21 protein-coding genes are annotated in these 19791 nt (G+C 32.4%); 11 read left to right on the top strand and 10 right to left on the bottom strand.

Annotated features, from left to right (window positions below; all coding sequences use genetic code 11):
- Positions 1-6: 6 nt before the first annotated feature.
- The gene (locus tag OA85_RS06525; protein ID WP_039108686.1) at positions 7-726 is read right to left on the bottom strand and encodes a geranylgeranylglyceryl/heptaprenylglyceryl phosphate synthase; all 720 of its coding nucleotides are present in this window, start codon (positions 724-726) and stop codon (positions 7-9) included.
- A 95-nt stretch (positions 727-821) separates the two neighbouring features.
- On the opposite strand from OA85_RS06525, the gene OA85_RS06520 reads away from it, so the two are divergent.
- The 3 genes from OA85_RS06520 to OA85_RS06510 all read left to right on the top strand — a co-directional run bounded on the left by OA85_RS06520 (position 822) and on the right by OA85_RS06510 (position 2168).
- On the top strand, positions 822-1418 hold the full coding sequence (locus tag OA85_RS06520) for a Crp/Fnr family transcriptional regulator (RefSeq protein ID WP_039109418.1): 597 nt from the start codon (positions 822-824) through the stop codon (positions 1416-1418).
- Between the two features lie 76 nt (positions 1419-1494).
- Positions 1495-1782 (top strand): hypothetical protein, encoded by a 288-nt coding sequence (locus OA85_RS06515; protein WP_039108685.1) that lies wholly within the window; start codon positions 1495-1497, stop codon positions 1780-1782.
- Entirely contained in the window at positions 1779-2168 is a 390-nt protein-coding gene (locus OA85_RS06510) for a group III truncated hemoglobin (RefSeq protein ID WP_039108684.1), read from the top strand. Before OA85_RS06515 ends, OA85_RS06510 begins: the two co-directional genes overlap by 4 nt.
- 127 nt (positions 2169-2295) lie before the next feature.
- Here OA85_RS06510 and OA85_RS06505 read toward each other — a convergent pair whose 3' ends face one another.
- Entirely contained in the window at positions 2296-2940 is a 645-nt protein-coding gene (locus tag OA85_RS06505; RefSeq protein WP_039108683.1) for a 4'-phosphopantetheinyl transferase superfamily protein, read from the bottom strand.
- Between the two features lie 252 nt (positions 2941-3192).
- Here OA85_RS06505 and ahcY point away from each other — a divergent pair, with 252 nt between their 5' ends.
- Positions 3193-4509, top strand: a complete 1317-nt coding sequence (gene ahcY / locus OA85_RS06500) for an adenosylhomocysteinase (RefSeq protein ID WP_039108681.1) — start codon at positions 3193-3195, stop codon at positions 4507-4509.
- Positions 4510-4684: 175 nt separating this feature from the next.
- The gene (locus OA85_RS06495; RefSeq protein WP_052257160.1) at positions 4685-5284 is read left to right on the top strand and encodes a hypothetical protein; all 600 of its coding nucleotides are present in this window, start codon (positions 4685-4687) and stop codon (positions 5282-5284) included.
- 78 nt (positions 5285-5362) lie between these two features.
- Here the strand turns inward: OA85_RS06495 and rpmA are convergent, their stop codons facing one another.
- The gene (gene rpmA, locus OA85_RS06490) at positions 5363-5629 is read right to left on the bottom strand and encodes a 50S ribosomal protein L27 (protein ID WP_035669638.1); all 267 of its coding nucleotides are present in this window, start codon (positions 5627-5629) and stop codon (positions 5363-5365) included.
- Positions 5630-5652: 23 nt separating this feature from the next.
- Positions 5653-6078 (bottom strand): 50S ribosomal protein L21, encoded by a 426-nt coding sequence (gene rplU / locus OA85_RS06485; protein ID WP_039108679.1) that lies wholly within the window; start codon positions 6076-6078, stop codon positions 5653-5655.
- A 265-nt stretch (positions 6079-6343) separates the two neighbouring features.
- On the opposite strand from rplU, the gene OA85_RS06480 reads away from it, so the two are divergent.
- Positions 6344-7669, top strand: coding sequence for a pitrilysin family protein (locus OA85_RS06480; RefSeq protein ID WP_039108678.1), 1326 nt, complete (start codon positions 6344-6346; stop codon positions 7667-7669).
- A 13-nt stretch (positions 7670-7682) separates the two neighbouring features.
- Positions 7683-9098: a pitrilysin family protein gene (locus OA85_RS06475; RefSeq protein ID WP_231557080.1), complete on the top strand. Its 1416-nt coding sequence runs from the start codon at positions 7683-7685 to the stop codon at positions 9096-9098.
- Positions 9099-9192: 94 nt separating this feature from the next.
- Here the strand turns inward: OA85_RS06475 and OA85_RS06470 are convergent, their stop codons facing one another.
- Positions 9193-10059: a DMT family transporter gene (locus OA85_RS06470; RefSeq protein WP_039108676.1), complete on the bottom strand. Its 867-nt coding sequence runs from the start codon at positions 10057-10059 to the stop codon at positions 9193-9195.
- 106 nt (positions 10060-10165) lie between these two features.
- Here OA85_RS06470 and OA85_RS06465 point away from each other — a divergent pair, with 106 nt between their 5' ends.
- A complete protein-coding gene (locus OA85_RS06465) occupies positions 10166-10543 on the top strand; it encodes a heavy-metal-associated domain-containing protein (RefSeq protein WP_039108675.1) in 378 nt (125 codons plus the stop codon).
- Between the two features lie 60 nt (positions 10544-10603).
- On the opposite strand, the gene gldD is transcribed toward OA85_RS06465, so the two are convergent.
- The 4 genes from gldD to mutY are packed head-to-tail and all read right to left on the bottom strand — an operon-like array spanning position 10604 to position 14014.
- Complete coding sequence (gene gldD / locus OA85_RS06460) at positions 10604-11164, bottom strand: gliding motility lipoprotein GldD (RefSeq protein ID WP_039108674.1); 561 nt, start codon at positions 11162-11164, stop codon at positions 10604-10606.
- A 6-nt stretch (positions 11165-11170) separates the two neighbouring features.
- Positions 11171-12466 (bottom strand): gliding motility-associated protein GldE, encoded by a 1296-nt coding sequence (locus OA85_RS06455; RefSeq protein WP_039108673.1) that lies wholly within the window; start codon positions 12464-12466, stop codon positions 11171-11173.
- 23 nt (positions 12467-12489) lie between these two features.
- On the bottom strand, positions 12490-12930 hold the full coding sequence (locus OA85_RS06450) for a single-stranded DNA-binding protein (RefSeq protein WP_039108672.1): 441 nt from the start codon (positions 12928-12930) through the stop codon (positions 12490-12492).
- 46 nt (positions 12931-12976) lie between these two features.
- Positions 12977-14014: an A/G-specific adenine glycosylase gene (gene mutY, locus OA85_RS06445; RefSeq protein ID WP_039108671.1), complete on the bottom strand. Its 1038-nt coding sequence runs from the start codon at positions 14012-14014 to the stop codon at positions 12977-12979.
- Positions 14015-14147: 133 nt separating this feature from the next.
- On the opposite strand from mutY, the gene OA85_RS06440 reads away from it, so the two are divergent.
- The 3 genes from OA85_RS06440 to OA85_RS06430 all read left to right on the top strand — a co-directional run bounded on the left by OA85_RS06440 (position 14148) and on the right by OA85_RS06430 (position 19284).
- Positions 14148-14438 carry an HU family DNA-binding protein gene (locus OA85_RS06440; protein ID WP_016989051.1) on the top strand — a complete coding sequence of 97 codons (291 nt, stop codon included), beginning with the start codon at positions 14148-14150 and terminating at the stop codon, positions 14436-14438.
- A 317-nt stretch (positions 14439-14755) separates the two neighbouring features.
- On the top strand, positions 14756-16300 hold the full coding sequence (locus tag OA85_RS06435) for a ribonuclease E/G (RefSeq protein ID WP_039108670.1): 1545 nt from the start codon (positions 14756-14758) through the stop codon (positions 16298-16300).
- A gap of 245 nt (positions 16301-16545) precedes the next feature.
- The gene (locus OA85_RS06430; protein ID WP_039108669.1) at positions 16546-19284 is read left to right on the top strand and encodes a COR domain-containing protein; all 2739 of its coding nucleotides are present in this window, start codon (positions 16546-16548) and stop codon (positions 19282-19284) included.
- A gap of 53 nt (positions 19285-19337) precedes the next feature.
- Here the strand turns inward: OA85_RS06430 and OA85_RS06425 are convergent, their stop codons facing one another.
- The gene (locus tag OA85_RS06425) at positions 19338-19781 is read right to left on the bottom strand and encodes a nucleoside deaminase (RefSeq protein WP_039108668.1); all 444 of its coding nucleotides are present in this window, start codon (positions 19779-19781) and stop codon (positions 19338-19340) included.
- Positions 19782-19791 lie beyond the last annotated feature (10 nt).

Raw genomic sequence — 19791 nt, 5'->3', positions numbered from 1 at the left:
TTAAAATTATTTATTAAAAAAATTCAAGTCATTTTCAAAAGCGGTTCCTATGACTACCAAATCAGCACCTGCATCATACGCCTTTTGAATTCCTTGCAAATTTACAATTCCACCTCCAACAACTAATGGAATTTCAATATTTTGAGCTACTTTTTTAATCATTTCCAGAGGAACAGCTTGTTTTGCACCGCTTCCAGCTTCCAGATAAATCAATTTATTTCCCAACATTTCACCTGCTTGTGCGGTTTGAATTACATAATCAATATTATTCCGGTCTAACGGCTTGGTCTTACTAATGCGTTCTACAGCTGTTTCATTACCACTTTCTATCAAAATATATCCGGTAGAAATAATTTCGAGTTGGGTTTGTTTCAAAATGGGAGCCGCTTTTACCTGATGCTCAATTAAATAATCGGGGTTACGCCCTGAGATTAAAGACAAAAATAAAATAGCATTTGCTTCGGTTGAAATCTGAGATGGATTGCCAGGGAAAAGAACGATTGGCAATGTTATTTTTTGCGTTAAGCGAATGATTAATTCATCCAGGATATTAGTTGTAACCAGACTTCCGCCAATGAAAACATGAGTTGCTGGAGAATGATTGATTTTTGAAATCAAAAAATCAAGGTTTTCCAAAACCACTTTATCAGGATCCAAAAGAATGGCCAACATCTTTTTGTTTTCCAACTTGGCTTGGAGTAGTTGATTGTAAATCTTTTGCTTCATAATAGCCGTAAAAGTAAAAGTTTTTTTGACGTCTAAGAACTATTTTGAATCAATTATATTTGTTACAGGATTCTGAACAAAAAACAAATGCAATTATGATAGCTACTGAATTATTGGAAAAATATGGCGCCATTAGAAAATCGTATAAAAAAACAGAAACCATTTTCAAAGAGGGCAATCATGCGATACATTATTATCAAATACTTTCCGGGGAAGTAAAAATGAATAATTATAACGATGACGGCCGTGAATTCATTCAAGGTTTTTTTAATGAAAATCAAAGTTTTGGAGAGCCACCTTTATTTTTAAATCGACCCTATCCAGCTAATGCAATAGCCGTTGAAGATTCAGAAATACTCAGTATTTCAAAAGATGGTTTTATGAAATTGCTAAACGAAAATCCATCAGAATCGATGAAGGTGATTGAAAATTTAGCACAACGTTTGCATTATAAATCGGTTATGGCGGCTGAGATTTCCACTCACGAACCAGAACATCGGGTATTGCGATTAATTGATTATTCCATTGCTTATTTTAATTTCAAAGAAGATAAAAACGGATATCGAATCGATTTAACCCGGCAGCAAATTGGAGATTTAACTGGACTCCGTGTAGAAACTGTTATTCGAGCCATTAAATCTTTAGAAAAAAAAGGAACTTTAAAAATCATTAACCGAAAAGTGTACCGTTAATTTTTGGTCTTATGATTGAAGTCATAAAAAACTGGATGGAAGTGCAGCTAAATTTGCTCTATAAAATTCACATATTATGACACTCTATAAAAAAACATTCGAAAATTTTGAACAAAATTTTATTGGCTCTTCAACAATGGCAGTTATTGGACAAAGTTGTCTCGGTGCTGCTGCAGCAATGTTCATTCTTTCTAACGGCACCTCTATTTTACAAATGACACAATTAGCCATTACTGTTTTAATTTGCATGTTAGTAAATACTTCAATATTATCACAAATGAACCATAAATTGGTATTCAACCTCATCATAGCAAGCGTGCTTTGCAGTGTTTTGTTTATCTTTTTGAATAACGTTGCATTATGAAAAAAATAATTGAAAACCGAGACGACTTGACCCTTCTCGTCCATTCTTTCTACGCTAAAATAAGAGCCGACAAAGAAATTGGTTTCTTTTTTAATGAAACTATCACCAATTGGGAGGAACATTTAGAAAAGCTGACGGATTTTTGGGAAATGAATTTATTTGCGATAAAGAAATACAATGGAAATCCCATTGCGGTTCATAACGAAGTAGACAAACATTTTGACCATCGAATTTCGCCTAATGAATTTGGTATTTGGCTGAACTTATGGTTTGAAACTTTAGACGAACTTTTTGAAGGTGAAAATGTTGAAATACTGAAACGAAGAGCTAGGAAAATGGGTACTTTTCTTTATATGAATATTTTTGAAAGCAGAAGTAAGGTGTAAATTATTTTTGGTGTTTGGTAATTTTGGCACGCAAATTTTGCAGATTTACACCGATTGTTTATTTGAAACTGCCATTGAGATTTCTACTTCGTCGAAATGACTTAGACTGGCTCCTGAATACTGAACACTACTTTTCGAAGGCATAAACTAAGGTGAAATCTTCTATTTCTTCAAAATGAATTTTGAAATCTTTGACCAGACTGTCAAAATGAAGTTCGGCAATAGTTTGTTTAACGTTTAGTTCGAAAGCATTGACTTTGATATGATCTTTGAAACTGATTCCTTTTTCGTTTCTGATTTTGAAAATGGCTTCTTTGGCACCCCAAATCACGGTCAATTTCCTAATGTATTCTTCCTTGTTTTCAGCCCCCAAGCTTCTGGATAAGAATTGAAATTCCGAGTCACAGAATTTATCTGCGATGCGGATGATTTTGTCTCTTCGCAATTCGATGTCGATTCCTACTGTTTCCTCACTAATAATAATTGCCGAAAAATTATGGGAATGTGTTATGGAAATGTGTTTCTCTCCATGGAGATGTGGCTTGCCGAATTCATCATAATACAAATCTAAATCCGTGTGACCCGTTTCCTGCAATAACTTGCGAACACTAAGAAAAGCGCGCTGGTGCATTTCTGATTTCATTCCGTCGAGGCGAATGCGATTGCTGTCGTTTAAGACCACTTGTTCCAATAATTTCGCATAGGATTCGGTTACCTTCCAAACAAGAATTTGGGTGGTGGAATTTAAATTTATGGTTTTGAAAAGCGGCATCGTGTTCAGGTTTTGTTTTTTAGCCCCGGTAGTAGCGGCATCCTTTTTTCACGCTTTTTTGCGTGTAAAAAGATATAGCGAATAACGGGAAATAGCTCCAAAAACTAAAACAAGTTCAGCTTAAAGAAATTATTTAGTTAATGTTCAAAAGATTAGCAAATTAAACAATTCATAAATCTTTTAGAAAACAGTAAAATTCTAAAGTTATTACGTAAATTTGCAAAAAATTTTACAATTACAAATATACTATAAATGAGTACTACAACTATGCCTTTTGTGGCTTTCAAAGTTAAAGACATTTCTCTAGCGGCTTGGGGAAGAAAAGAAATTGAACTAGCAGAAGCTGAAATGCCAGGTTTAATGGCGCTTCGTGCTGAATACAAAAACGAACAACCACTTGCTGGTGCTCGTATTGCAGGATGTTTGCACATGACAATCCAAACTGCGGTTTTGATTGAAACTTTAATCGCTCTTGGTGCTGAAGTTACTTGGAGTTCTTGTAACATTTTCTCTACTCAAGATCAAGCTGCTGCTGCAATTGCTGCTGCAGGAATTCAGGTTTATGCTTGGAAAGGTTTGAACGAAGTAGATTTTGACTGGTGTATTGAGCAAACATTATTCTTTGGTGAAGACAGAAAACCATTGAACATGATTCTTGATGACGGTGGAGATTTGACCAATATGGTTATTGACCGTTTCCCGGAATTGGTTGCTGGTATCAAAGGATTATCTGAAGAAACTACAACTGGAGTTCACAGATTATACGAAAGAGTAAAAGCGGGAACATTGCCAATGCCTGCAATTAACGTTAATGACTCCGTTACTAAATCAAAATTTGATAACAAATACGGTTGTAAAGAATCTGCAGTTGATGCGGTACGTCGTGCAACTGACTTGATGCTAGCTGGAAAAAGAGTAATCGTTTGTGGTTACGGTGACGTAGGTAAAGGAACTGCTGCTTCTTTTAGAGGTGCTGGTTCTATTGTTACCGTTACTGAAATTGACCCAATTTGCGCTTTACAAGCTGCAATGGACGGTTTTGAAGTGAAGAAATTAGACACGGTTATTGCAACTGCTGATATTATCATCACAACTACTGGAAATAAAGATATCGTTTTGGGAAGTCATTTCGAAAAAATGAAAGACAAAACCGTTGTTTGTAACATTGGACATTTTGATAACGAAATTGATATGGCTTGGTTGAACACAAACCACGGTGCATCAAAAATTGAAATCAAACCACAAGTTGACAAATACACTATCGCTGGAAAAGACATTCTTATCCTTGCTGAAGGTCGTTTAGTAAACCTTGGTTGTGCTACAGGTCACCCAAGTTTTGTAATGAGTAACTCATTTACTAACCAAACTTTAGCTCAAATCGAATTGTGGAAAAACAGCGCGGCATATAACAATGACGTGTACATGTTACCAAAACATTTAGATGAAAAAGTAGCAATGTTACACTTAGCTAAATTAGGTGTTGAATTAGAGACTTTACGTGTTGATCAAGCTGATTATATTGGCGTTCCAGTTGAAGGTCCATTCAAACCAGAATATTACAGATATTAGTATTAAGAAATTAGTACTAAGTATTAAGTCAGAACCCTTACAGAAATGTGAGGGTTTTTTGTTTAATAGGCTTTTTATAACAATGTGTAATATATAAATTAGTCTTATATTTGATTAGCCCAGATCTTTCGAATTAACAATTAACAATTGCAATAAAAAAATATTTTCTACGAGCATGAAAAAATATTTATTCAACTTATTGCTATTGACGTCTATACAGATTTGGTCACAAGATACTATTAGGAATCAATATCAGAAAGAAAATTTTGAATCAGCAAAGAACACCCTTGAAAACGGTGATTATATAGTAGCTATCAGAGAATTCTCATTAGTCTATAACATGAATGCAAAATCTGAAATTGCTCAAATTGCTATAAAAAAAGCAGATTCGTTAAAATCTATTTTTAGAAAAAATAAGGTTAATAGTTTAATTGGAAATTGGAAATGGATTTCTAAAGACGGAAATTGGGCAATCCGAGAAGACGGCTTAGTTGGAAAAATGATTACTTTTAATACAGATGAAATTCTATTTTTTGAAATGTATCGTAATTCAAAAAAATGGGAATTAGTAAAAACAGAAAAGATTAAGTTTTCCGAAAATCCAGAGTCATATTCTTTTACAGAATTTTTATATGCAAATAAAGAAATTTGGGATTACAACATTGATGAAAATTCTGGAGAATTAAAAGCTTATTATATTGGAGATAAAACAGAAGAAGGTTTTTCGGAAATGGTCTGCGGAAATCCAGTACTTTATTATTTTAAATTACAATAAATTTTGATCAAATATGTGGAAGGAAACAAAAAAACCCGTTTTTTTCGAAACGGGTTTTTAAATAATTGAGAAAATCAATTATGCTTCAACTTCGAATGGAAGTATAGAAACATAAGATTTGTTATCTCTTTTCTTTTGGAAGAAAACAACTCCATCTACTCTTGCGTGTAGTGTGTGATCTTTACTAATGTAAACGTTTTCACCTGGATTATGTTTTGAACCTCTTTGTCTTACGATGATGTTCCCAGCAATAGCAGCTTGACCACCAAATATCTTAACGCCTAAACGTTTTGATTCTGATTCTCTACCATTCTTAGAACTACCGACACCTTTCTTGTGAGCCATGACGTATTAGTTTTATTTTGTTATTATTCTTGTGTATCTTCTTTTTTAGCTTTAGCTACCTTTTTCTTAGGAGCTTCTACTTCTTCTTCTGTAGTTGCTTCAACTGCTGCTTTTTTAGGAGCTGCTTTCTTAGCACCAACACCAGTAATACCTTCAATTACAATTTGAGTAAGATATTGTCTGTGACCGTTTCTCTTTTTGTATCCTTTTCTTCTTTTCTTTTTGAAAACGATAACTTTATCTCCTTTTAAGTGTTGTAACACTTTAGCTTCTACTGAAGCACCTTCTATAGCTGGGGCGCCTATTGTGATTGTACCGTTATCATCTAACAAATAAACTTTATCGAAAGAAACTTTCGAACCTTCTTCATTTGTCAAACGGTTAACGTAAACCTTTAGGTCTTTGCTTACTTTGAACTGTTGCCCTGCTATCTCTACGATTGCATACATACTGAATTGTTTTAATAATTTTTAAGGTTGCAAATATACAATTAAATATTTATCCTGCAATCCCTCAAGCAAAAAAATACTTCATCTGTTTTAAACTTTGTTTTTCAACACTTTATATATTCCTAAACAGCATTTATCCAGTCAAAAATTTGTTAAAATTAACTGAAACTTTAAATCATCAGACAATCATGATTAAAAAAAGGTATTTTTGAAGTATAAATATTTTTCGTTTTTATCTATTGTAAATAGAAATGTATTAATCCGTATGAAAAAATTAATAATAATGTTAAGTACTGCACTTATGCTTGGAGGAATAGCTTCGGCTCAAAAAATAGCTTTCGAAGAATATGATTTAGATAATGGCATGCATGTCATATTACATAACGATCCATCGGCGCCAGTTGTTGTGACTTCTGTAATGTATCATGTAGGTTCAAAAGATGAAACACCCAACAGAACTGGATTTGCCCATTTTTTTGAACATCTTTTATTTGAAGGAACTGAAAATATTAAACGTGGCGAATGGTTCAAAATCGTCACTTCAAATGGCGGAATAAATAACGCCAACACCTCTGATGATCGTACCTATTATTATGAGGTATTTCCATCAAACAATTTAGAATTGGCACTTTGGATGGAATCCGAAAGATTAATGCATCCTGTAATCAATAAAATTGGCGTTGACACTCAAAACGGAGTGATAAAAGAAGAAAAAAGAAGTCGCTACGACAATCAGCCTTATGGAAATATTATTGGCGCTGTAAAAGAAAACATGTTCAAAAACCATCCCTATCGATGGACAACAATTGGCTCGATGGAGCATTTAGATGCTGCCACTTTAGAAGAATTTCAAGCTTTTAACAAGAAGTTTTACATTCCAAATAACGCCGTATTGGTTGTCGCAGGAGATTTCGAAAAAAACAAAGCTAAAGAATGGATTCAGAAATATTTTGGATCAATCCAAAAAGGAAAGGAAATAAAAAAACAAACTTTTACCGAAGAACCTATTACACAAACTATAAGAGCAACCTACGAGGACTCAAACATCCAGATTCCAATGGTTGTGGCCACTTATAGAACTCCTTCGATGAAAACGAGAGACGCCAGAGTACTGGATTTAATATCCTCTTATTTAAGCGATGGAAAAAGTTCTAAACTATACAAGAAAATCGTTGATGAGAAAAAAATGGCATTACAAATAGACGCTGTTGGTTTTAGTCAGGAAGATTACGGTATGTATATTTTATATGGCCTACCAATGGGAACACACACTTCTGCTGATTTAATAAAAGAGGTTGATGAGGAAATTGTAAAAATCCAGACCGAATTGATTTCGGAGAAAGATTTTCAAAAATTGAAAAATACGTTTGACAATCGTTTTGTGAATAAGAATGGAAACCTAGAAGGAATTGCCGAAAATCTAGCGACTTACTATTTGCTTTATGGTGATGTGAATTTGATTAACACAGAGATTGACCTGTTTCATTCCATAACACGTGAAGAAATTAGAGATGTAGCCAACAAATATTTAAATCCAAATCAAAGACTTATTTTGGATTATGTTCCTTCAAAAGCGGAGGCTCGAAATTAAGAACTTTTCAATCATGAAAAAAACAACTATTCTATTATTCATTTTGTTCATAACAGGAATCATGCAAGCACAAAATCGTCCACAACCAAAACCTGGAGTCTCTCCAGTCGTAAATATAAAAAAACCGCAAACCTTTACTTTGGATAATGGTTTGAAAGTAATGATTGTAGAAAATCACAAATTACCCAGAGTAACTTTTAATCTTGCATTAGACAACGCTCCATTTGCAGAAGGCAATAAAAAAGGGGTCGATGAATTATGCAATAACCTAATAGGAAACGGAAGTGTGAAAATTGCAAAAGATGCTTTCAACGAAGAAATTGATTTTTTGGGTGCCAACATCAACTTTAGTTCGCAAGGCGCTTATGCCAGTTCCCTTTCTAAATATTCAGGAAGAATCTTAGAACTCATGGCTTCTGGAGCATTGCATCCAAAATTTACCCAAGAAGAATTCGACAAAGAAAAAGCCAAATTACTAGAAGGACTCAAAGCACAGGAAAAAAGCGTGCCTGCAATTGCTAACAGAGTGGTTGATGCACTTGCCTTTGGAAAAAATCATCCTTCCGGCGAATACATGACCGAAGAAACACTTAAAAACGTAACGCTTGCTGATGTGGAATCCAATTATCAAAACTACTTCGTTCCCGAAAATGGATATTTGGTAATTATTGGAGATATTAAATATGACGATGTTAAACCTATTGTTGAAAAGCTTTTTGGTTCATGGGAAAAAAGAAGCACTCCAAAACTGACCTATGCTGCTCCCCAAAATGTACCTTTTACTCAAATCAATTTTGTTGATGTCCCCAATGCCGTTCAATCAGAGATTTCATTAGTAAATACGGTGAATTTAAAAATGAGCGACAAAGACTTCTTCCCTGCAGTTATTGCCACTTATATTCTTGGAGGAGATTTCAATAGTTACCTCAATATGAATTTAAGAGAAAAAAATGGCTGGACTTATGGTGCAAATGCAATCATTGGCTCTGGAAAATACGTAACTAAAATAAGATCAGCCTCTGCTGTAAAAAGTACCGTAACCGATAGCGCCGTTGTGGAATTCATCAAAGAAATTAAAAAAATAAGAACCGAGAAAGTATCTCCTGAATTACTTAAAAGTGTAAAAGCAGGATATATAGGACGCTTTGTAATGCAGGTAGAAAAGCCTCAAGCAATAGCACGATACGCCTTAAACATAGAAACCGAAGATCTTCCTGCTGATTTCTATGAAAATTATATCAAAACCATAAACGCCGTAACACAAGATGATATTCTTCGTGCTGCCAACAAGTATTTCCTTTTAGACAACACCCGAATTATTATTGCAGGAAAAGGATCAGAAGTGATTCCAGGATTGGAAAAACTAAACATTCCAATGTTCTATTTTGACAATTACGGAAATCCTGTAGAAAAACCCGTTTACAAATAAAATTAATTATTTTATTTTAAAAGTGACAAGGCTATCTCAAAAAGACAGCCTTTGTTTTTTTACTATTGCATCACTGCAATTCGCAATCTGGGCACTACTTTTTTGCCGATAAATACACTCCAATCAAAACAATAAAAGCACCAAAAAACTGAACTGGCGTTAACATTTCATGGTCTAATAACCCCCAGAAGAAAGCAACTATTGGAATTAGATATGTTACCGAAGTTGCAAAAACCGGAGAAGACATTTGGATTAATTTAAAGAAAAGAATATTAGCGATTCCAGTTCCTACCACTCCCAAAATCATGATAAACAAAACCGAATGCTGTACGGTACCAACATGAATTACATCAAAAAAACCAGAGAAAAATAAAATAAGTAATGTTGGCAACAACAGAAATGCAAAATTCCCTGTAGTAATACTCAACGGACTCAAATCATGCAAATATTTTTTCAATAAATTGACGTTTATGGCGTAGCAAACAGAAGCTACTATAACCAAAATAGCGTAATAATAATTTTGCTCCGGATGGTTTATTGCTCCGTTAAAAACTAAAAGCATACTTCCTACAAGACCTATAAAAACTCCCCAAACCTGACTTCTTTTGAAATTTATCCCAAAAGCCATCGCTCCCAAAATCAAAGTATTTAATGGAGTCAAGGAATTAAGAATTGCGGTTATGGAACTATCAATTTCCGTTTCGGCAATGGCAAAAAGATACGCAGGAGTAAATGTCCCAAACAACGAAGTAAGTGCAATATATTTCCATTTTTCTTTTGGAATTTTCACCAAACTTTTAAACCCTATCACTAACAAAAAAATCGCTGCAAACAAGATTCGCAAAGAACCTAATTGCAAAGCAGTTAAACCAACCAATCCTTTTTTTATTAATATAAATGAACTTCCCCAGATCAAGGCAAGAATCATCAAGTAAACCCATTTCAATTGTCTAGCATTCATAAATCTAAATTTGCCCCAAAATTGTAATAATTTTATGAAATAGGGCTTCTTTTTTTCATTAATTTTGCAGCTGATAATTAGACCTTTAATTTAAATCCAAATAAAAATGAATTTCACAAAATCAATAGCAGCGATAGCCCTTGCAGGTCTATTATTTGTAAGTTGCAAAAAAAACACTGAAGAAGCAACTACAATAGCTTCAACAGAAACTACCGCTCCAAAAGTTAAAAAAGAAATTGCAGCTGCTAATTTGCAAACAGCAAGTTTTAAAGTAGACGGAATGACTTGCGCGATTGGTTGTGCAAAAACAATAGAAAGCGAATTATCCGATTTGGATGGTGTACAAAAAGCTACTGTAGATTTTGATAAAAAACTGGCAACTGTAACTTTTGATAAAACGGTTCAAAATCCTGAAAGCCTGACTAAAGTTGTTGAAGCAACTGCTGATGGTAAAACATATAAAGTTTCGAATATGAAGTCGTAATTAGACTATTCAATTTTCATAAAAAAGCTTCTCAATTGAGAAGCTTTTTTATGAAATAAATTATTTCCACTTCAACGTTTCCATCAATCTTTGCATATCATTTTTTACATAACTCGCTGCCGGCATGATAGAGTCAAAATTAGGTTTTGCATAGAAATAAACGGAACCCGTTACAAAATGTTTGGTACTATCTGTTGCGTAGAATTGAGAGTTTGTCGCCGCATTCCCATCCACTTGATAAAACATGCCATATACCTTTTTTTGAGGATTTAAATACGGTTGTTCCAATATATCATCTGCTTTTATCACATGCTCATAAGTCAATTTTTGAGCGTCTTTCAATAATTTCGCGATATTATTATTTACTGGTTTATAAGTCAGATAAATAGTGGCTTTCATTTTTGGATAAGTAATGGTAAATCCACAATTTTTCTCTCCTTTAATAACAGCCTCCGAATTCATTTCGAAAGCAAATGGACATTCATTTGCAAAATTCACATATTTTGCTTCCGGATAATCCAATCGCAAATAACTGGATGGTTTTGGTATAACATCGTCTTTGCAGCTAATGCTCAATAATAACAGTAGTATTGTTGAAAAAGTGATTATTTTTTTAAACATTTTTAATTATTCAATCGTTACTTTTATTTGTTTAATTCGTTTTTTATCCACCGCTTCTACCGTGAATTGGCAGTTTTCAAATGAAATTTTCTGATCTTTTTTTGGAAAATTTCCTAAAATCTCAAGAATAAATCCAGCTAATGTTTCGGCTTCTCCTTTTTTAATTTCGAATAATTCTTCGTCTACATCAATAATTCTGTAAAAATCTTTCAGGTTTATTTTTCCTTCAAAAAGATAATTTTTATCATCAATTTGAGAAAAGTTAATGTTATCATCATCAAATTCATCACTGATATCACCAACGATTTCTTCGATTACATCCTCCAAAGAAACCAAACCGGAAGTTCCTCCGTATTCATCAACTACAATGGCCAAGTGACTTTTCATACTTTGAAAATCTTTCAGCAAATTGTCTAATTTTTTATTTTCAGGAACAAAAAACGGCTCTCTTACTAATGACTTCCAATCAAATTCACTGGTATTAATGTGTGGCAATAAATCTTTCACAAACAAAACGCCTTCTATCTGATCTATATTGTCTCGGTAAACAGGAATTCTGGAATATCCTTTTTCTATAATTTTTGGACAAATAACTGAAAACGGCTCATCAATTTCCAAAGCAAAAATATCTATTCTGGGACTCATCACCTGTTTCGTATCCGTATTCCCAAAACTCACAATTCCCTCTAGTATTTTTTGCTCATCTGAAGTTGTTTCATCCGAATCTGTCAGTTCCAGTGCTTGTGATAATTGATTTACAGAGAAATTTGTCTTTTGTTTCCCTAATTTATTGTGCAAATAAATAGTGATTTTGCGCATCGGCAAACTTATTGGCGAAAGCAATTTATCTAGTGCTGCAACAGGATACGCAATCAACTTGGCAAACTTAATATTGTTCCTACTCGCATACACTTTTGGCAAAACCTCTCCAAATAGCAACAATAGAAAAGTAACCACAATTACTTCGAGAATGAATTTTAAAATAGGCGACGTTACCGCTGCAAACAGGTTTTTCCCAACAAATGAAAATAAGATTACAACTCCAATGTTGATGAAATTATTAGCGACAAGAAGTGTAGCTAATAGCTTTTTGGGTTTTTCTAAAAGATCTGAGATAATCTTCCCTTTTGAAACATTTTCGTTCAAGGTTTCGTCAATGTCTTTTTGAGATAACGAAAACAATGCTACTTCTGCTCCTGAAACAATTGCAGAACAAAAAAGTAAGGCAAATATCCCAACAAAACCAAACACTAAGTCAGTGTCTATGGCGTACGTAAAAAATAAACTGGGCTCTGGGTCCAAATTAAAAAAGATTAGTTAAACAATCAAAACGGTAAATCATTGACTGGCAAACCGTTGTTTTGCGGGTCAAAGTTAGTATTTTTTACGGATTCTGGACTTTGAATAGATTTGTTGTCTTCATTTCCTTTTTTGGTAGATAAAAAAGTAAACTCAGTAACCTGAATTTCGACAGTGTGTTTTGTAGAACCGTCTTCCGCTTGCCACTGACGCGATTTCAATCGACCTTCTACATATATTTTATCTCCTTTTGAAAGGTACTTTTCACAAAGCTCGGCTGCTTTATTACGCACAACCAAATTATGCCATTCAGTAGAAGTAATTTTTTCGTTGGTTGTTTTGTTGATATAAACTTCATTTGTCGCCAATTGAAATCTACCGATACAATTTCCTCCATCAAAATAATGCATTTTAACATCATCTCCCAGATGACCAATTAGCATAACCTTATTTAATGTTCCGTTCATGGTATTTAAATCGTATTTCTCTCAAAGATACATTTTTTTAGAAACTTTATAAATCCTTTTCAATAAAATTATGAATCACAATTGGGAAAGGAAATGTAATTAAAGTTGCAGCATCTACTCCGTTTTCAATTGTACCTTTTATATTTACTTTCCAAAACTTGATATGCAAGTGTTGGTGCGACAGTTTATGAATGATACTTTTTTCATTACACTCCATTATACTTAAAATGTCATTATTAATAAAAAATTCTTTTTGAATACGCTCCGTAATACAATCAAAATCTTCTACTTTTTCAGTTTCTATCAAAGGAAACTCATATAGATTATGCCAAATTCCTTTATCAGTTCGCTTTTGAATTATCGTGTTTTCATTCTCATCATTGACAACCAAGTAATTAAAAAAACGATTCCTCACTTTCAGTTTCTTAGATTTTACAGGCAATTGATCTACTTTGTTTTTTTGCAAAGCGGCACAACTTTCGTTAAAAACACAAATGCCGCAATTGGGACTTTTAGGAACACATTGCAAAGCACCAAACTCCATGATGGCTTGATTGAAAATGGCAGGATTGTCTTTTGGCATTAATTCAAAAGCCAGAGCAGCGAATTCTTTTTTGGCGGAAGCCGCAGCAATATCAGTTTCAACATCAAAATAACGCGACAAAACCCGAAACACATTTCCATCAACAACAGGAACCACTTCATTATAAGAAAAAGAAGCGATTGCGGCAGCGGTATATTCTCCAATTCCTTTTAGTTGCAACAACTCTTTATAAGTAACAGGAAAAACGCCCGATAATTCATCCGCTACATATTGAGCCGTTTTATGCAAATTTCTGGCACGAGAATAATAGCCCAAACCTTGCCAAAGTTTCAAAACTTGCTCTTCATCGGCTTTCGCCAAATCAAAAACAGTAGGAAATGCTGCTGTAAAAGACAGAAAATAAGGCATCCCTTGTGCAACTCGCGTCTGCTGCAACATGATTTCCGAGAGCCAAATAGGATACGGATTGGTAGTATTTCGCCAAGGCAAATCACGCTTGTTGCGTAAATACCATTGTATTAGCAAGTTAGAAAAAGTCATGTTTTAATTATTTGTTGGCAAAAGTAAAAGTTTATGTTATTAAAATTTAATGAATTAGCTTGAATAATTGTTTTTTAAATTCCTATATTTGCAAACTCAAAAAAATAGTACAACATAATAAATAGGAAAGAAAATGACGAAAGCAGATATCGTAGCAAAAATTTCAGAAAAATTAGGTCTTGAAAAAGGAGATGTGCAAGCAACTGTAGAGACTTTTATGAATGAAGTAAAAAATTCATTAGAAACTGGAGACAATGTTTATTTAAGAGGTTTTGGAAGTTTTATCGTAAAAACTAGAGCGGAGAAAACTGGTAGAAATATCTCAAAAAACACAACAATAAAAATTCCTGCACACAATATTCCTGCATTCAAACCTGCAAAAGTTTTTGTTGAAGGAGTAAAAATAAATAACGAAGCAAAATAATATATTAATTAATCATAAATCTTCAAGATATGCCAAGCGGTAAAAAAAGAAAGAGACATAAGGTAGCGACTCACAAACGTAAAAAAAGAGCGAGAGCTAACCGTCACAAAAAGAAAAAGTAGTTTTAAACTACTTTTTTCTTTTTAAACGTTCATTGAAATTTGGAAAAAAGATTGCAGTTTACAGATTACAGATTGCAGTTCACACTGCTGCCTGATAACTGCTAACTGCCAACTGGATTCCATCCGGGTTCAATACCTGTTAAATATTGTTTAATCCATTTGTTCGCTTTGGCGAATAGATAAAAAATTTACAGCGTGAATAAAGAATTAATCATTAGATCTAGTTCTGAAGCCGTAGATTTTGCCTTATTAAAAGATGGAAAACTAATTGAATTACACAAAGAAGAAGAAAAAAGCAACTTCCAAGTTGGTGATATTTTTATTGCCAAAATCAGGAAACCAGTTGCCGGACTTAATGCTGCTTTTGTAAATGTAGGCTTCGAAAAAGATGCTTTTTTACATTATCACGATTTAGGCCCTAATTTATCTTCCCAACTGAAATTCATAAAACTTGTAAGCGCAGGTAAATTAAAAGATTTCTCCCTAAAAACCTTTCAGTTTGAAAAAGAAATAGATAAAGATGGTACCATTACTGATGTATTAAGTGCTAATCAATCTGTTTTAGTACAAGTCGTCAAAGAACCTATATCTACCAAAGGTCCAAGAATTAGCGCTGAGCTTTCTCTTGCCGGAAGATTTATAGTTTTAGTTCCGTTTTCTGACCGTGTTTCTATTTCTCAAAAAATAGAAGACAAAAAAGAAAAAGAACGCTTGAAACGATTGGTACAATCCATCAAACCAAAAGGATTTGGTGTTATTGTTCGCACAGTAGCCGAAGGCAAAAATACAGCCGAATTAGAAAAAGATTTGCAGAACCTGCTTAGCAGATGGACTGCAATGTGTAAAAAATTACCAACTGCTCATCATCCGTCCAAAGTATTAGGAGAACTCAACAGAGCCTCTTCTATATTAAGAGACGTATTTAATGATACCTTTAGTGGTATTCAAATTGATGACGAAGAGTTGTACAACCAAACGAAGGATTACTTGCAAGAAATTGCACCATCCAAACAATCAATTGTTAAGTTTTATCAATCAAATGATACGCCAATTTTTGAGAAATATAACATAGAGAGACAAATCAAAACATCCTTTGGAAAAACCGTTTCCATGAGTAAAGGAGCTTATCTTATTATCGAACACACTGAAGCTTTACACGTTATAGACGTAAATAGCGGAAACCGTTCTAATAAAGCTACTAACCAAGAAGATACGGCCATGGAAGTGAATATGATTGCTGCTGCTGAAATTGCAAGACAATTGCGTCTTCGTGATATGGGTGGAATAATCGTAGTAGATTTTATCGATATGTCTAATCCAGAAAATCGTAAAGTTTTGTTCGAATTCCTTCGGGAAGAAATGAGCGACGATAAAGCAAAACATAAAATCTTACCTCCGAGCAAATTTGGATTAGTTCAAATTACAAGACAAAGAGTAAGACCAGAAGTAAACATTAAAACTAGAGAAGAAGATCCAAACAATGAAAATGGAGAAATTGAAGCTCCAATATTAATCATTGATAAAATTGCTTCCGATTTAGAAAGAGTTTTAAAAAATCACAAAGAAGTAGTACTTAATGTACATCCATTTGTGGCCGCATACCTTACCAAAGGTTTTCCATCATTACGTTCAAAATGGTTTCTTGAACATAAAAAGTGGGTGAAAATCATACCTCGTGACGCTTACACGTATTTAGAATATCATTTCTTCGATAAAAAAGAAAATGTTATTATAGAATAAATTAAAACCGCCTTTCGTGAGATTGGCGGTTTTTTTATGTCTTTTTTTAAAATTTTTTGAAGCTTTTTCCAGCTGTTTGTTACAATCTTATATGCCGAACACCGGCATACAAGGATTTCCGCTGCCATCTGGGCTAGGGGATTTGGGCTCCTAAATAAATTATTATGTCGAAATTGTAAGGTAATATTTATTATATTTGAACTTAAATAAATTTTGATTAAAAAATTTATTTTAAAAAAGATGATATGAATGATTTAGATATAATAAGTAAATTAGAAGAAAAATATGGAATAACTTTTTCACAAGCTCCAAATGGAAAAATTGGCTCGCCATATTTTGATACTAATTATTTTTCATTAAACGAAACAAATAAAATTGTAGCACTTAGTATAATTCAAAATGATAATTTAGATTTAAAATCTATTAGTAGTTTGATTAATTTAAAAGAATTAACTATCAATTACTGCAAAATAAATAATCTTGCTGAAATTATTTGTTTTAAAAATCTAACAAAACTAATTTTATCGGAATGTTCGATTGAAGATTTATCGCCATTAAAATGTTTAACTGATTTATCATATTTAGAGTTAAGTTCAAACGAAATATCAGACATATCAGTTTTGAAGTATTTAAAAAAACTAAGATATGTTGGATTGAGAAATAATAAAATTACCGATATATCATCTCTTGAGGAATTAAAAAAGATTGAAATATTATTTTTGTGGAATAATAATATTTCCGACATAACAATATTGTCTAATCTAAATAATTTAAAGAGTTTAGATATAGGGAGTAACAATATTAGCGATATATCATCTCTTTTTAATTTAAATAATTTGACTCTTTTAGATATTGTCAATAATGAAATTAGTGACTTAAGACCTTTAGAAAAGTTTATTTCTAAAAATGTCAAGATAGTTTTTGATCAATATGATTATGATGAAGAGTTAGAAAATGTCATTTTTTTACAAGGCAATCATTTTGTAATTCCACCAATTGAGGTAGTAAAGCAAGGAAACGATACAATAATTCAATATTTTGAAGATGCTAGAATATATAATCTAAAATCTTTAAATGAATGCAAACTTATTTTTGTTGGTGATGGAGGATTAGGAAAAACCAGTTTAATGAAAAAAATTATTGGTTTACCATATACAAAAGAAGAAACCACACATGGTATAAATAAAAAATCATGGGATGAAATTAGAAATAATGATGGTGAAGAAATAAGAGTAAATTTATGGGATTTTGGCGGACAACATATTCAACATTCATTACATCAATTCTTTCTTACAGAGAAAGTTATTTATATATTACTTCTAGATCCCAGAAATGATTCATCTGCAATTTATTGGTTGGAGCAAATTGAAAAATTGGGAAAAGGTTCCGAAGTTTTAATAGTTTATAATTGGAAAGAATTAAAGGATAAAAATTCCCATAATAATAAAAATTTTTATGAATTAAGAAAAACTTATCCGAAGCTAAGAGACCCTTTTTTACTATCATGTAAAGAAGGAGATGGTTTTGATAATTTTAAAACTGTATTAACTAAAATTATTTTATCCCAAAAAGATTTATTAGTTCAATATCCAATCAATTGGTTCAAAATTAAAGGTGAGTTAGAGAAAAATGTAACTGTAAATAAAAATTACATTGCTTATAATGAATATGATTTAATTTGTGACAACAATAAATATTACAATGAAACTAATAGAAAAAATCTTTTAAAGCAATTAGACAAAATTGGATCTATAGTATTTTTTGATAAACCAATATTAGAAGAACTACAAGTTTTAAACCCTGATTGGATTACAACTGGAGCTTATTCTGTAATAACTTCTGAAATAACAAGAACTAATAAAGGACATTTGAATTCTAAAGATTTAAAAGAAATTTTTAAAGAAGAAAAATATTTATTTGCTAATGAGAAAGTTAAATTAAAATATAAAGTAAAAGATTTTCAATTTATTCTTGCCTTAATGACTGATTATGACTTATGTGTTTACAATCCTTTTGTTCAAGATGAATATCTTATTCCATGCGCTTTTGAAGGCGAAAAACCGATTGAATTTGAAGAATATAAAATAGACGCAAAGCATTATAGATTCCAATTTGAGTCCGCTTTTGAAATGTTAATAATGTATCGTTTTATGGCTCGTAACATTTCTAAATGTATAGAAAACGGATATTGGCAATCAGGGATTGTTCTTAAAGATTTAAATAATGAAACATTTGCTTTAGTTGAAACTAATCAACATTCAAAAATTATTGATTTTTGGATAAAAGGAAAAAATATAAGAGGATTATGGGAAGTTTTAAGAAGTGATATAAAAGATATTAATTCCAAATACTCATTAAAATTTAAAGAAGAGGTTCTTTATGATGATTATGACGAACAAAGTGATGAATTTTATTATGATGAAGGATATGCAGATGTATTTCTTTCATACGACGAAATGATTGGAAGTCTATATAATGGAATTAGCATTATAGAATATCATCCAACCCATAAAATCAAAAATATTGATGTTTTAAAAATAATTGAGAATTTTGAAGATTCAACAAAAATTATTAAATCTATGGAAAAACAAGGAATACATTTTCACGGAAACGTAGTAAATAATGGACAATTATTAGGTAAAAATAATAGTCAGACAATTTATAATAGTAATTATTCTAATAATACAAAATTAGAAGAACTAAAGGATATTTTAGAGGACTTTGAAGATGTGAGTAAAGCAAATAAAGAATGGCAAGATAACTTTACTAATGCTTTACTAGAAATTTGTAGATTAGAAGATGCTAAAAACGAAATAGAGGAAAAGAAATCAGTCAGAAAATTGAAAAAATTCTTTAACAAAGCCAAAGAAATAAAAGATTGGGTCACAATTGGAGTTTTGCCTGCTGAATTAGTTGCAAAAGGTGGCAAAATGATAGAATTAGGTAACGACTTATTTAACTTCATTTCAAAAATACATTTTTAATACAAACCAACTAAATTAACCGCATTCCATAAGATTAGAGTTTTTTTTAATTCTTATTTTCTTTTCTCGGCAAAAAACCGCTTCATCAACTCCGAAGCTTCATTAGCCAAAACTCCTTTTACAACAGTAGTTTTAGGATGCAATTGAGTACCCATTTTTACAAAACCACGATTTTCATCAGTGGCTCCATAAACAATTTTCGAAATTTGACTCCAATACAAAGCGCCGGCACACATTTGGCAAGGTTCGAGTGTTACGTAAAGTGTGCATCCTATTAAATATTTTCCACCAAGATAATTAGCTGCTGCAGTGATAGATTGCATTTCGGCATGAGCCGTAACATCGTTGAGTAATTCGGTTAAATTATGACTTCTGGCAATGACTTTATTGTCAATTACAATAATGGCACCAACAGGAATTTCGTCTTTGTCAAAAGCCATTTCGGCTTCCTGCAAAGCTTTTTTCATAAAATATTCGTCGGTGAAAGGATTTATCATAACTACAAAA

The sequence above is a fragment of the Flavobacterium sp. AED genome (genome assembly GCF_000812945.1).
In the GTDB taxonomy this organism is placed as follows: Bacteria; Bacteroidota; Bacteroidia; order Flavobacteriales; family Flavobacteriaceae; genus Flavobacterium.
The sequence above is the reverse complement of the archived record's forward strand: the minus strand, read 5'-3'. Positions and strand labels throughout refer to the sequence as shown.